Source organism: Streptomyces filamentosus (assembly GCF_014654895.1).
GTDB lineage: Bacteria > Actinomycetota > Actinomycetes > Streptomycetales > Streptomycetaceae > Streptomyces > Streptomyces filamentosus.
In genome coordinates this window covers 1,541,345-1,553,595 of sequence record NZ_BNBE01000002.1, presented here as the reverse complement: position 1 = coordinate 1,553,595, position 12,251 = coordinate 1,541,345, and the positions used below count along the sequence as shown (strand labels likewise).

14 protein-coding genes, 1 tRNA gene and 1 pseudogene are annotated in these 12,251 nt (G+C 70.3%); 2 read left to right on the top strand and 14 right to left on the bottom strand.

Annotation, left to right across the window (positions count from 1 at the left end):
• Nucleotides 1–49: 49 nt before the first annotated feature.
• The 3 genes from IE326_RS25900 to IE326_RS25890 all read right to left on the bottom strand — a co-directional run bounded on the left by IE326_RS25900 (nt 50) and on the right by IE326_RS25890 (nt 2,592).
• Nucleotides 50–568, bottom strand: a complete 519-nt coding sequence (locus tag IE326_RS25900; RefSeq protein WP_190043182.1) for a helix-turn-helix transcriptional regulator — start codon at nt 566–568, stop codon at nt 50–52.
• A 284-nt stretch (nt 569–852) separates the two neighbouring features.
• Nucleotides 853–1,251, bottom strand: coding sequence for a hypothetical protein (locus IE326_RS25895; RefSeq protein WP_190043181.1), 399 nt, complete (start codon nt 1,249–1,251; stop codon nt 853–855).
• Nucleotides 1,252–1,908: 657 nt separating this feature from the next.
• Nucleotides 1,909–2,592, bottom strand: coding sequence for a hypothetical protein (locus IE326_RS25890; RefSeq protein WP_190043180.1), 684 nt, complete (start codon nt 2,590–2,592; stop codon nt 1,909–1,911).
• Between the two features lie 399 nt (nt 2,593–2,991).
• On the opposite strand from IE326_RS25890, the gene IE326_RS25885 reads away from it, so the two are divergent.
• Both IE326_RS25885 and IE326_RS25880 read left to right on the top strand, forming a co-directional pair.
• Nucleotides 2,992–3,753, top strand: coding sequence for a hypothetical protein (locus IE326_RS25885; RefSeq protein ID WP_190043179.1), 762 nt, complete (start codon nt 2,992–2,994; stop codon nt 3,751–3,753).
• Between the two features lie 228 nt (nt 3,754–3,981).
• Nucleotides 3,982–4,566: a hypothetical protein gene (locus IE326_RS25880; protein WP_190043178.1), complete on the top strand. Its 585-nt coding sequence runs from the start codon at nt 3,982–3,984 to the stop codon at nt 4,564–4,566.
• Nucleotides 4,567–4,737: 171 nt separating this feature from the next.
• Here the strand turns inward: IE326_RS25880 and IE326_RS25875 are convergent, their stop codons facing one another.
• The 11 genes and pseudogenes from IE326_RS25875 to IE326_RS25825 form a co-directional block, all read right to left on the bottom strand.
• Complete coding sequence (locus tag IE326_RS25875) at nt 4,738–5,412, bottom strand: hypothetical protein (RefSeq protein WP_190043177.1); 675 nt, start codon at nt 5,410–5,412, stop codon at nt 4,738–4,740.
• Nucleotides 5,409–6,380: a hypothetical protein gene (locus IE326_RS25870; RefSeq protein ID WP_190043176.1), complete on the bottom strand. Its 972-nt coding sequence runs from the start codon at nt 6,378–6,380 to the stop codon at nt 5,409–5,411. The genes IE326_RS25875 and IE326_RS25870 overlap by 4 nt, the downstream gene beginning before the upstream one ends.
• A gap of 295 nt (nt 6,381–6,675) precedes the next feature.
• A complete protein-coding gene (locus IE326_RS25865) occupies nt 6,676–7,053 on the bottom strand; it encodes a hypothetical protein (protein WP_190043175.1) in 378 nt (125 codons plus the stop codon).
• Nucleotides 7,054–7,129: 76 nt separating this feature from the next.
• The gene (locus IE326_RS25860) at nt 7,130–7,612 is read right to left on the bottom strand and encodes a hypothetical protein (RefSeq protein ID WP_190043174.1); all 483 of its coding nucleotides are present in this window, start codon (nt 7,610–7,612) and stop codon (nt 7,130–7,132) included.
• Entirely contained in the window at nt 7,609–8,817 is a 1,209-nt protein-coding gene (locus tag IE326_RS25855) for a recombinase family protein (protein WP_190043173.1), read from the bottom strand. Before IE326_RS25855 ends, IE326_RS25860 begins: the two co-directional genes overlap by 4 nt.
• Nucleotides 8,818–8,877: 60 nt before the next feature.
• On the bottom strand, nt 8,878–9,603 hold the full coding sequence (locus IE326_RS25850; RefSeq protein ID WP_190043172.1) for a hypothetical protein: 726 nt from the start codon (nt 9,601–9,603) through the stop codon (nt 8,878–8,880).
• Between the two features lie 116 nt (nt 9,604–9,719).
• Nucleotides 9,720–9,878 (bottom strand): hypothetical protein, encoded by a 159-nt coding sequence (locus IE326_RS25845; protein ID WP_190043171.1) that lies wholly within the window; start codon nt 9,876–9,878, stop codon nt 9,720–9,722.
• 20 nt (nt 9,879–9,898) lie between these two features.
• Nucleotides 9,899–10,126: a hypothetical protein gene (locus tag IE326_RS25840; protein WP_190043170.1), complete on the bottom strand. Its 228-nt coding sequence runs from the start codon at nt 10,124–10,126 to the stop codon at nt 9,899–9,901.
• A gap of 118 nt (nt 10,127–10,244) precedes the next feature.
• A protein-coding gene (locus tag IE326_RS25835; protein WP_229915624.1) for an IS5 family transposase occupies nt 10,245–11,062 on the bottom strand; the annotation gives its coding sequence in 2 pieces (ribosomal slippage) (nt 10,245–10,702 and nt 10,702–11,062; 819 coding nt in all).
• Nucleotides 11,063–11,121: 59 nt separating this feature from the next.
• Nucleotides 11,122–11,442 (bottom strand): annotated as a pseudogene (locus tag IE326_RS25830) (BlaI/MecI/CopY family transcriptional regulator); the annotation flags it as partial.
• 178 nt (nt 11,443–11,620) lie between these two features.
• Nucleotides 11,621–11,693 (bottom strand) — tRNA-Ile (locus IE326_RS25825).
• Nucleotides 11,694–12,251 lie beyond the last annotated feature (558 nt).

Here is a 12,251-nt window from a genome sequence, read left to right as displayed (position 1 = left end):
CGTTCGGCTCTCCGGACAGGCCCGGGTCAGCCGGCGGGGCGCGTGCGAGCTAAGGAGCGTACGCGGCCAACCTGCGCCCCGGCATGGTCATTTCTCTCGCCGCACGTGTCCCGCGGAGCTTGGGCCGCGACGGCGCCGCCAGGGCGCGGCGCCGGGTCTGGAGAGACGAGCGGGCCACCACGTCGAGGGGTCTGCCGAGAATCTCGGCCAGCTCGCGCAGGAGCGCCGGCCCTGGTGGGAGGAGGCCCCGTTCGATCCTTGACCAGCGGGCCTGCGGCAGGCCGAGCGACCGCGCAAGATCGCGCTGCCGGATGCCGGCCTCCACCCTCAACCGGGCCAGGTCCTCGGTCTCGACCGGCACCAGCAGCGACCGAACCTCCACGCCGAGCGCCCGGGCCAGCGCAACGAGCGTGCTCAACTGCGGCACTCGTGCCCCGACTTCGTACAGGCTGACATGGGCAGCACTCAGACACGGCTCGTACCGCGACGCGGACCGGGCCAACTCCTCCCGTGACAGATTCACGCCTGTGCGTTCGCTCAGCAGCGCGGCCGGAGCGAAGTCGGTCACCCCGCGACCGGCCACCGTCACGTCCTTCCTGGGCCCGGGCGGCCGCAGGGGCCTGGGCGCCCTGCCCCGACGCGGACAGCTCAGACGCTTTTATGCCCATGTGACACCCCCTCGGCACGCAACAGCACAGCCTTCAACCACCACCGCCCCTCGTGAATCTGAGCGGTGATCACCCCGAATCTGACACCGGACCCCTAACCCGTCAAGATCGTTATGACCCGGTATTTCCGACTTGCTCCACCGAGTATTTGCGGAACGGCAACATGCCGGGAGCAGCCCTGCCGTCACTTCGGTGCCGCCGCCGCGCGGGAACCCCGCCGGCGCGCGGCAGACCGCCGCAGCGCAGCGCCTGCTGCGGCAGACCGCCGGTGCGCCGCCTCGACGACCGCGAACGAGGCGACGAAGGCGTGAACGCATGCGACCAGTCCCGCGCAGAGCGCCCCCACCGCGGCCGGCAGCACCAGCAGGCGCCCCCACGGGGCGGGCAAGTAGATCGTCGTCATCAAGGTGCCGACGAGGCTGACGGCAAGGAGGGTGAAGAGCATGGCCCGGCCAACCGCCCGCCCCGTGGTCATCTCGGCGCGTTCTACACCGCCCCCGGCCGCGCGCCACAGCAGGCGGCGCAGCCGGGCGAACCGGCGCCGCCGCCGAGGAGCTGCCGGGGTGTGCTCGGACGTGCGCATGGAGAACTCCTTCGGGAAGCCGCGGCCAGGAACGAACATCCATAGAGGTGTGCCGCAGGACGTCCGTGTGACATACGGGCGAGGAGATTCTGCGGGCCGGCTCGACGCTCGGCACCTGTTGGGCTGTGGCAGTAACCCTGGACCGAAGGCGGACCGAACGCAGTTTCTGACAGCGAAGATGGACCGCCGCGGGTCAGGAACACAGTGCACGTCGGCAGCCACGGGGAAATACGGTGGAATGCCCCGAGAGGGCCGATGCAGGGGCGAGGTATGACGATGCGTGAGCAGTGCGCCATGCTCTAAGGTTCTGCCCGATGCGTGGGCCCTCAGCTGACGCGTCACCGGGCACCGCTGGAAGACCGCCAAGTTATTCCTGCGGTGCCCTTTTGAGCGCGTCAAGAGGCTGATGTGTCTCGTCGGCAGTACGGCCGGCTCCGGATTCGACACCCTCGGTGAGATGGCTGGCCCGGATGCGTCCGTTGTTCGTATACGAGCCACCACCTCAGTCGCTTCCATCGCGCTGACCTGCGGCGGCCCATCTTCGGGGACGCGGTCAGCCGTCAGTCGGTGGCGTGGGAAGTCGTGTTGCCCCGGGCTGCGGCCTGGCACGCAGCGGTGCCGACCCGTCTTCGAGTCAGGCCCTACCGCCGGGCCGGGCTACTGCGGGTCGTCGGAGGCGAGTCGGCGCAGCAGTTCGTCCTTCTCCTGCGGCGTCAGCTTGGGGGCGCGGGAGGGAAGGGTGTCCACGTCCACGAACACCGGCTCGTACCCGGGCTCCGGCAACAGCGCGGCCGCCTGCCTCAGCCAGTCCAGAGAGGAGGCGGGCGGGTCCACGTCGACTACCGGGTCCCGCCCCACCCCCTGCTGCTCGGCGAGTAGGCCAGTCAGCTCGGAGAACTCGGTGACAGTCTTGCCCACGCCACCTCGCTCCAGCAGCCCCTCCAGGACCTGCGGCATGAGGTACGGGTTCAGTCGTTGGTCCCGCTGCGCCCGCATGGCCGCGACGGTGCGCTCCTTGTCCCGCAGGCCCCGGAGCCTCTCCATCGCCCGGTGCGCCTCCATCAGGTCGGCGGGCGGCACGTTGAGCAGATCGCCCACCTGGTGCTCCGGCCGGGCGCCGGCGGCCTTCTCGCCCGGCACGGCCGCCCGGGCGGGCTGGGCGTGGTCCTCGGCGAGCATCCGCACGGCCTGGTCGCGGCCCGCCTGGTCGAGCTTGGCGGGCAGCCGGCCGGCGGCGGCCGCGGCCCTGACCCGTTGCAGGGCCTTCTGGTACCCGCAGCCGGTCGAGCGGTTCAGCGCGCGGGCGATCCGCTCCTGGTTGGTGGTGTTGCCGGAGGACATCCTTCTCCTTCGTCGCGCCCTGACACCTGCTGTTCGTCCCACCACGAGCATGGCCAGGGTGCACGGTTCAGAAGAGGGCACCGGTCGTCGCTCGCCCCCGCGCGGCAGCACAGTTCACCGGTGTCCCGGGGGTGGGCCCGGGTCGGCGCGCACAAGCGAGGTGCGCTTTGCGAAGCCTACCAGTGGGCGCATACCACACGCACCTGTTGATGCGGCACAGCACATCGAGGTCACGGCGCCTACGCGGCCCCGAGGGGCGGAGGGTTCACGGACGGAGTCTCGGCCTCTGCCGACGTGGCGGCGCTCGCCGACGGCTGACTTCGAACGGCGGGTCGGCCCCTCGGGCATCGGTACTGTGGCCGGACCGTTGGTAAAGCGTGAGGACAGAAGGGGGCGAACGTGCTGGACGCGGCGTCTCACGCGCTGACCGGGCGGCTCTACCGGTCATGCCGGGCAGGCAGTGCAGCGGTCGTACGGATCACCGGCGAGGACGCGGACGAGGTGACGGCAGTCGACGCGTTCACCGGCGGACGGGTGCGCACACTGTCCCGGTCCAGCCTTCACGCCGAGGACTACCGGCTGTCCCGCCGCTCGGGATACGTCTCGCTGCGCGAGCGGGACTTCGTCGCCGAGCTCCTCGAGGCCACGCTCGACAAGCACGCCGACAGCGAGGAGCACGGGGCTCTGCACAGCGTCTGGGCCCACGAGGACTGGCGCAGCGGAGGGTTCGCCCGGCTCACCTGGGACTACGAGCACATCGGCCGTCCCTGCGAGGAGGCGCTGCGCCGCGCGGGCTACGGGGCGGAGCCCTTCCCCCGAGCGGTCAGCGGGGCCGGGTTCGCCCTGCGCTTCCGCCGTGCCACGGAGCAGCCGCTGTGCCCGGAGCTTGAGATCCCCCGGGGCAAGGACGGTACATGGGAGCCGTGGTCGTGCGATGTGGAGCGCGATCACGACTCACCGCACCACAACGTCGCGATGCGGTACTCCTGGGTGGATGACGACGCACCCGAGCTCTGCGGAGCCTGGGTCAGCGCAACGCCCGGCCTCCGGCTCGGCTCCTGCTCGCTGCCTGCCGGTCACCCGCGCAAGGAAGACCATCGCGACCTTCTGCTGGAGTATCTGCTGGGCGGCCCGGGGCGCGGCAGATCTGGGCGATGCTGAGGTCGACCAGGAGCGCGGGACCCCGTCTCGGCTGCCGGCTCCGGCGTCCTATCCGTCCCTGCGGCTGCAAGTGACCACAAGCGGTCGACTCCCGTTCAAACCCAAGGCGAAGGCGAAGCCGTGTGCGCGCATTCCGGTGGGTTGCGGTCGGTGTCGTTCCGGAGCGCACGGGGGTGGGGACACTCGAATCGGCACACGTGTGTCCTGTCCGACGGGAGCAAGCCAGCGGTGAACGTTGTCGACCATCGTCACGAACGAGATATCGCCGCCGAGCTGGTGGGGCCGGCGCCCTACGACGCGGCCTGGCTGAACGGTCAGGGCCGCGCCCTGAACGTGGACAGCGTCGCGATTGCCCGGATGTACGGGGCGGCCCGGGACGACTGCGGCGTCTGCCGCGAGGACCTGCTGGAGGAACAGGGCCGAGCCCCGGCCCAGGTGGCCGCGCTGGCCCTGTGGGCGTGCACGCGCGTGATGGACACCTTCAACGATCTGCCCATGGAGATGCTCGAGCGCGGTGAACTGGGCTTTCGGCGGCTGGCGCGGGCCTACTCGGACAGCACCTTCCGGCATGGCTTCGACGTGCGCGAGCTGACTGACCTGCACGATGTCTGCCTGAACCTCGCCCCGGACGTCCTCCAGGCCGCCGCGGAGCAGGCGTTGAACGTGCTGCTCGCAGACGCGGCAGACCCGGACCTGTTCGGCTCCTTGACCGGTGCCTACACACCCGGCGACGACGATCCCCAGGACTACACCGTCACGAGGCAGATCATCGGCTCGGAAGCCGTCATCACCATCGCTCCGCTTGCTGGCTGAGACCACGCGCGCCGTGACCGCCGGGCAGCGCGAATTCCGGCGTCGAGTCAGAAGCGACCGGGCTCGATGATCTTCTCGTCTTCGTCCTGAGGGGGTTCGAACCGGAGCGGGTATTCGTCCTGCGTCCGACGCCCACCGCGGGGCAGGCGCCTGAGATCCCGTCCGTCGGTCTCAGGCCACCAGTCGGCGCAGCCCGCTCATCACGTCGGCGTCGGCGCCGTCGAGGAGGACGGCGAGCTGTGGGAACAGCAGCAGAGCGACAACTTCGGTGGGGGCGTGGAACCACGCGTCGTCCGGGGGCAGGTGGGTGAGCCGGGGGGCCTGCAGTGTCAGCCGCCCGTGCCGGTCGGCGTACATGGCGGGAGCGGGGGGAAAGTCGACGGAGCCACCGCGGCCGAGGGCCTGCACGAGGCGTCCGCCGCGGCCGCAGCGCACCGCGGTGGTCTTGCCGGCGGCCAGCTGCTGCTGCAAGGCCTCGTCGGCGCGACCGTGGGCGGGAGCGGGGGACAGCTGGATCTGCTCGAAGATGGCGGCGTTCACCGATTTGGTGATCTCTGGTGCGCTGTCGAGCACGGTGACGGGCTTGACAGCGATGCGGGCCTCCGCCTTCGTCAGGACGACGTCCTGCTGCAGGGCTTGCCGGAGCACGTCGACGATGTCCGTGCGGACCGCGGCCTCGGAGGGCTTTGTGCCCGACGCCTGCGCCCACGTGGCGGAGCCGACGGTGACGGTGACCTGTGCGGATGCCTGGATGCGTTTGTTCGGTCCAGCCGTCTTCCCGTCGTGGCCGGTTCTCTGGACGGCTTGGTGTTGGCCGGGAGCCGTGGCCGGGACGGATCCGATCACTTGAGAGCCCCCTCGAACGTGAGGCGGTCCCCGCCGCGCTGTTCCGCGTCGACGGTCACGGGGCCCGGGACCGAGCGGGAGGGAACGGAGACGTCGACGGTGCTCGTGGCGGTGCGATGAGGTGCGATGGGCGCGTCGTGGTAACCGAGGCCGGCCGACGCAGTGTCCGCGGTGGTGAGCTCGGCGCCGACCAGGACCCGCACGGTGATGCCCATGCCGGGGCGGGGGTCGTCACTGTCGTTGCGCACCGACAGCTCGAGGGAGGCCGCGCGGCGTCCGTTGTCGTCCGCGGCGAGTTGCAGCGGGGAGATACGGACGCCGTCTGGGGACCACTGACCGAGCGAGAGCCGCCCGCCTGCAGCCGCGGTGGCCGCGGGCGGAGGCGAAGCGGCAGTGGTGGCGCCCGGAACCTTGCCTTCGAAGAACACCGCGTCGGCCTGGGCCAGGCCGGCCTGCGTCACCTCGAGGGTGACGGTGGCCCGCTGCCCTGCACTGCGCGGTGGAACGGCTATACCGAAGTCGGCGGTGAACGTGGCTCCGGGCTTGACCTTGGCGCCGGCGTCCGGCTCGGGGAACCCGGCAACGCCCTGGCCGGTGATCGGCTTGGTCTCAAGGCCGAGCTCACCGACGCGGACGGTCACCGAGGTCTCGGGCAGGAGAGCGATATCCGTTCCGGTGTTGGTGAGCGCCACCTTTACACGGGCCGCGGACCAGCCGGAGGGCACCGAGTCCTTCGCGGGCGGTGTCATCTCCTGCAGCGAGCGGACCGTTGCTGTCCACGAGCCGCTCTCCAGCGGCTGGGCGGCACCGAAGGAAGCTATCCCAGCCGGCAGTTCGGCCGAGCCGGCCGTGGCCGGCTGCCGGGACCCGGAAGGAGCAGAGGGCTCCGGGGCGTCGTTCTGGCCGCATCCGGTCAGGACGAGGGCCAAGAGCACCGAGGCGGCGCCGAGCAGCGGGGCGGTCTTCATGGGTAAAACTCCGTTGATGTGGGCGAGGCTGAGGCTGCGATAGGGATCATGCCAAAGCACCTGATCCGCTCGACAGGCTGTCCGCCCTGCATCAGGTCCCACGCGCCGATCTTGGCCGGATAAGGCCTACACGGCACAGGGCGGTACGGGAGGACGTCCAGGCGGGGTGCCGGGGGGCTTTCCGGAGATGGTGCTGCTCCTGGGGTGCAGATGGTCCGGTTGGGTGGAACGGCCATGGGGAGGCTGCGCCGGTGCGCAGCCTCCCCATGGCGGAGGGGGCAGGGAGTCGTAGCCGTCAGGGAGTGGCGGGGATCGCGATGAGGTAGAACTCGTTTCCGTCCTCATCCGAGACGAGGACCGGGTGCCCCTGGTCGACCGCGGTGAAGACGCGGTCCTTGATGTCGTCGGCGCGGTCCGCCACGGTCAGCGGGGCCTTGAGGCCGGACCGCACCGCCTCGTAGGTGGCGGGCTGCGGCCTGTAGCGGTACCGCTCGCCCTTCACCACACGGAAGCACGCCTCGATCTCCTCGGTGCTGATGGTGTCGTCGTAGCCCTGGAGCCGGGCGACCTGGCACGTGTTGACCGCGAGGAGCTGACGGTTGTGCTTGTTGCACAGGGTTCCCGGAGTGCCCTGGGGGTGAAAGTGGACGGCGGTGTCGATCGACGTGGGCAAGAGTAATCCTCCGCGATGGACGGGTAGTTGAGGCTCTGTCGAGCTCATGACACACAGACTACTCTAGTAAATCCAATTAAGCAATCTCTGGGAGGGTCTTCCCGCGGGAACAGCCCGAGGTGGGGTCCTCGGCGCAGTTGACGACGCAGGTGCACTCGCCGTCGGTCGGCCCCGGTTCCGGCTCGGGGGAACCGGCGTCCGTGGAGTCTGCCGGCGCCATGTCCTTGAGTGAGGCGAGGATCGTCTTGACCTGGCGTCGTGGCGTGTCGGTGGCGATGGCGATGTCGCCCATCGTCGCCCGCCGCAGGGACAGCGCCTTCACCGCCTCCACGAGTGCAGCGGTGCGGGCCGCGTCCGCCGCGCGCAGCTCCTCCAGCTCCGGCGAGACCGCGACGAGCCTCACCGGGGTGGTGATCCCGATGAGGGCGAGCCCCTGCTCGACGCTCGCGCAGGCCCGCTTCAACGTGCTGCCATGCCCGTACACGCCGTACTCGGCAGCGTGGACCGCCCAGCCCCGCCCACGCCTGACGGCCCGGCACTCGATGATCTCCTCGCTCATACTGAGCTCCTCAGGTCCTCGATGATCTGCTGCACCAGGGCTTCCGGAATCGGGGTCGGCAGCACGATCCGCTGCGACCCGACCCGGTAGGTCGAGTGACTCCCGTGCTCCTCGACCAAGGTGACCGTGAGCCCGAGACGGCCGGCCTCGGCACGGATCCGCGTCAGCGGGCCGCCCTCCGCACCGCCGCGGAGGCCGGCGGTGACTTCCTGGGCCTGCTTCCACTCATCCAGACTGACGACGGCGTCGTGCACGGGCCGCGGCGACCACACCCACTCGCTGATCGGGTTCCACCGGGAGTAGCCCGCTCGCCCCGTACGGGATGCCTTGCGGTTGTACACCTGGTACCCGGCCAGTTTCGGGTTCGCGATCAGCCCCTCGACGAGGTTGTGCGTCCACTTGCCCGGGTACCGGTCCGGCTCGGCGGACAGGACCGCGATGATGTCCGCTGCCTTGAGGTGCTCCTCGCGCCGCAGCCGGTGCAGCTCCGCAGCGGCGGTGAAGCGTCGACTGTCCGGGTGCGGGATCAGCTTCCTCTTCGGCCGCGCCTCGCCGAACCGGTTCCGGGCTGAGGCCGGGGCGTTCTCGTCGATGGCCGTCGTGTAGGGGTACGGCGGGTAGCCGTGGTTCCAGCCGTTGATGGCGTGCTGGATCTGGCCGCCCATGGACATCTCCAGCAGGACGGTGCGGTACACCTCCGCTTCGACCTGGCTGTAGCGGCGGGAGCGCAGCTGGCCGGACTTGGTGCCGCCCGTCGGCTCGTTGGCGTAGATCACCTCCACGCCGGTCTTCTGGAGCTCGTGTTCCACGGTGAGGCTGGTCAGCATGGCGCGTGCGATCCGGTCGGCGCGTTCGGCCAGGACGTGGGTGATCCCCATCATCTCGGCCCGGTCGAGGAGGTCCTGGAGGCCGCCGTCCCGGGGGGTTGGAACCTGCAGCGCGTCGTACATCTCCTTGGGGCCGAGGCCGCGGGCCTCCGGCGGGAGCATCCCGGACTCGACGTCCCAGAAGTACGCGCCGAACTCCTCGCCCTCCTCCAGGCGCTGGGCGGCCAGGGCGACCTGCCGGGGGATGGACGAAGAGGGGTTCTGGTTGTCCTTGGTGGAGACGCGGCCACAGAAGACGGTGCGGCGGGGGCGGGCGTCCACCTGGGCAAAGTTCGCCAGGCTGCTGAGGTCGATGGGTGGACCGAAGGGCGTGTACATCGGTGGCTTCCTTCCTGCCCGGCCGTCGCCCTGGCCGGGCGACGGGGCGAGGGGTGGGGGTCAGTCGGCGTTGCCGCGGGTGTTGGTGCGGCCCATCTCGTATGCGGTCTGCCGCACGAACTGGACGGGCCAGGGCAGGCACAGCGGTCGGTGGCGGCGGTCGTCCTCGGGCCGGTGGACGAGGTAGCGGGTCGCCGGCCGCCAGACGTGCGATTCCGGGAGGTCCTCCAGACCGTGGCCGTCCCGGGTCCGGGTGGTCTCGATGGCGAACACGTCGCCCTGGCGCCGGACCCTCAGCCCTTTGGCGAGGGCCCTGTGAACGGGGGCGGGCGTCAGCCAGTCCAGTGCGTCGGTGACCGTGGTGATGCTGCCGGGCACCCGGACGGCCCACGGGCCGGATCCGGCGTCGTCCCGGCCCCACAGGTAGCTCAGCCGGGCCATCCGGGCGGGGGCCTTGCCGTACGAACGCCACCCCTCGGCGTGCACGAGCACCAGGCCGTCGCGCTTGTCGGTGGGCTCCAGGTACGCGGTCTTGTACTTGCCCTCGATCCAGGTCTCGCCCCCACGGCGGTGGATCTCGTCGCAGATCCGCTGCATCAGCCGGTGGTGCGCTCGCACTTCGACGGGGAGCAGGGCGGGCAGCGGCGCGTTCCGCTTGGCCCGCTCACGACGGAGCAGCATGATCGAGGTCTTCGACCGGTAGCCGGGCAGCCCGTGCTCGGCCAGGTGCATGGACAGGTTCACCGGGGAGGGAACGACGTGCGCCGGTGGGCGTGCCTTGGACATGGGGCTCCTTCCGGGAGCCCGGCTCAGGGGCGAGCCGGGCGGCGAGCGGGTCAGAGGGCGGTGCGGCGCCGGTCGGACGGCCGACAGGTGCGGCGGATGAGGCCGCAGCCGGTGACTTACCGGGCCGGCATCACGGCGTCGGCCTCGTAGATGGACGGCTGGGTGAAGAGCTCGTGGGCCATGTGCTCGGCGAGATCGCGGCGCAGCGGGCCCCGGGGATCAGGTCCCCGGACGGCGGCCCACTTCGCGCGGCCGGCGCTCAGGCGCCACGGCATCGCGTCAGCCGCTTTCGGAGCTAGCGCGCGAGTCGGCCGAGTGCGTGGCGGAGTGCGCCCCAGCGGGGGCGTGCCGCGTACTCGGTTGAGGCGTTGCGCGCGTCGAGGTAGGGATCGCCGGTGGACTGGGCGGGGTAGGGGTTGAGCCGGCGCCGGGAACAGAAGGAGTCCCAGGCGTCGATGAACGCCTGCTCATAGGCGTCGTAGTCCTCATCGGGGCGACGAGGGCGGAAGCGGAACGAGGACATGGCGCTCTCCGGGAGGGGCATGCGGGGCGTGGGTGGGGCCGCTTCGGGGGCTAGCGGGCCTTCGGGGTCTCGGCGGCCTCTGGCCCGTGGACGATGCGGATGGCGTCGCTAATAGGTCCTAACAAAGGCGTTGGACGTGGCGGTGGGTGATGAGGCAGGTCGCGAGGCCGAGGAAGGCTTCGTGGATGTCGTCGCGTCGTTCCCAGCGGACGCGGAGACGCCGGAAGCCGTGCAGCCAGGCGATCGTCCGCTCGACGACCCAGCGGTGGACGCCGAGGCCGGATCCGTGCGGGACGCCACGGCGGGCGATCACCGGTTTGATGCCCTGCGCCCAGACGAGACGGCGGTACTTGTCGTGGTCGTAGCCCCGGTCGGCCAGCAGCGTGTCCGGACGTCGCCTGGGTCGGCCGACCAGGCCGGCGACGGACGGGATCTTCGCGAGCAGAGGCATCAGCTGGGTGACGTCGTTGCGGTTTCCGCCGGTCAGCGACACGGCGAGTGGGATTCCCCGTCCGTCGACGAGGACGTGGTGCTTGCTGCCCGGCCGTGCACGGTCGACCGGGCTGGGTCCGCTTTTGGGCCGCGTCGAGCGGCCCGGACGTGGCTGGAGTCGATCACCGCCCTCGACCAGTCGAGCTGCTTGGCCGAGCGCAGCTTCTTGAGCAGGACCAGGTGCAGCTGGTCCCACACGCCGGCCTCGTTCCAGGTCGCTAGACGCCGCCAGCACGTCATGCCGGACCCGAAGCCGAGCTCCTGGGGCAGGTACTCCCACTGGATCCCGGTGTGCAGCACGAACAGGATCCCGCACAGGGCCTGCCGGTCGGGCACCCGCGGCCGTCCCGCCACCAGCTTCGGCGCCGGGACCGGTAGCAACGGCTCGACCAGCGACCACAGTTCGTCTGACACGATCCACGGCCGGGAGTTCCTCTTCGCCACGAACGGACCAACGAGCAACCAAGCCGACAGTCACATGATCAACAGCTTCTGTTAGGACCTCTAAGCGCCTGGTGCTGTTCCTCGCTCAGCATGCCGAAGAAGGCGATGAGAGCGGCAGTGGGGTTGCCGCTCTGCGACCACGCGTCGTTCATCAGCGAGGCGGCGTAGGCGGCGCGCGTGGAGACTGCCTCGTAGCGGTAGGCCCGGCCTTCCGGCTGGCGGCGCACCAAGCCCTTCTGGTGGAGGTTGCCGAGAACGGTCATCACCGTGGTGTAGGCGATCAGTCGTTCCTGCTGAAGGTCTTCCAGGACTTCTCGAACGGTCACCGGGCGGTTCCACTTCCACACCCGCGTCATGACCGCGTCTTCGAGTTCTCCCAACGGGCGACGCGGCTTCACCACTCAAGTTCCTTGGTGTGGTCGGACGAAGGGAGTTCGTTCAGCCACGGGCCGGAGGCCGAGTCCGTGACTGCATGAGGGATGTGCATGGCACCTCCAGGGGAGGCCGGGCCACGGGCGTGAGGGCCGCGGCAGGAGGAGATGTGCGTTGCGTCTTGCGTAGCGCTGACGGGACTCGAACCCGTGACCCAGGACTTATAAGATCCGCGCTCTTCCAACTGAGCTACAGCGCCGGGGGGGGCGGCCCGTACCCGGCGGGGGGGGGGTACCGGATACGGGCCGTGAGGGCGGTGGCCTCTCGCCGACCGCCTAGATAAACTTTACAGCATGAATTCCAATTAAGCAATCTCCGGTTGGGTTGGATGCATGGACCCCGGTGCGAGCCCGGACGCTGCCTCGCGGGACGCGGTGTGCGGGCTCGCCGGGCCGCACGGGTGCTTGGGGTAGGGGCGCGGGGTGAAGCCGATGACCGTCCGCGTCCGTTCTGCACGCGTACGGCCAATCCGCAGCAGGTAGCGATGGTTTCCTGGGTGCGCCTGGCGTCGGGCCCCGATCTGGGCGAGGGCCTGTTCCAGCCACTGCTTGAGCGCCTCACCGGATCCCGGGGGAGGTGGTGGCGCCCCCATCTCCTCAAGGCGCCGAGCGACGCCGGCGGCCCCCGATTCCTGGCGCAACAGCTTGGACCGCGCCCGCGCGAAAGCGCGCGGATTCGCGGATTCCCGGACTGGTGGAGCGAAGAACCCGCTCGTCAGATCACCGTGGAGAGGGATCTGGGAGCGGGTTCGCAGCGG

Excerpts from the sequence above, each read along its gene's own strand:
- IE326_RS25840 (WP_190043170.1), bottom strand. The coding sequence starts at position 10,126 with ATGTCCTCGTTCCGCTTCCGCCCTCGTCGCCCCGATGAGGACTACGAC.
- IE326_RS25890 (WP_190043180.1), bottom strand. The coding sequence starts at position 2,592 with ATGTCCTCCGGCAACACCACCAACCAGGAGCGGATCGCCCGCGCGCTG.
- IE326_RS25845 (WP_190043171.1), bottom strand. The coding sequence starts at position 9,878 with ATGCCGTGGCGCCTGAGCGCCGGCCGCGCGAAGTGGGCCGCCGTCCGG.
- IE326_RS25855 (WP_190043173.1), bottom strand. The coding sequence starts at position 8,817 with ATGTACACGCCCTTCGGTCCACCCATCGACCTCAGCAGCCTGGCGAAC.
- IE326_RS25895 (WP_190043181.1), bottom strand. The coding sequence starts at position 1,251 with ATGCGCACGTCCGAGCACACCCCGGCAGCTCCTCGGCGGCGGCGCCGG.
- IE326_RS25870 (WP_190043176.1), bottom strand. The coding sequence starts at position 6,380 with ATGAAGACCGCCCCGCTGCTCGGCGCCGCCTCGGTGCTCTTGGCCCTC.
- IE326_RS25850 (WP_190043172.1), bottom strand. The coding sequence starts at position 9,603 with ATGTCCAAGGCACGCCCACCGGCGCACGTCGTTCCCTCCCCGGTGAAC.
- IE326_RS25860 (WP_190043174.1), bottom strand. The coding sequence starts at position 7,612 with ATGAGCGAGGAGATCATCGAGTGCCGGGCCGTCAGGCGTGGGCGGGGC.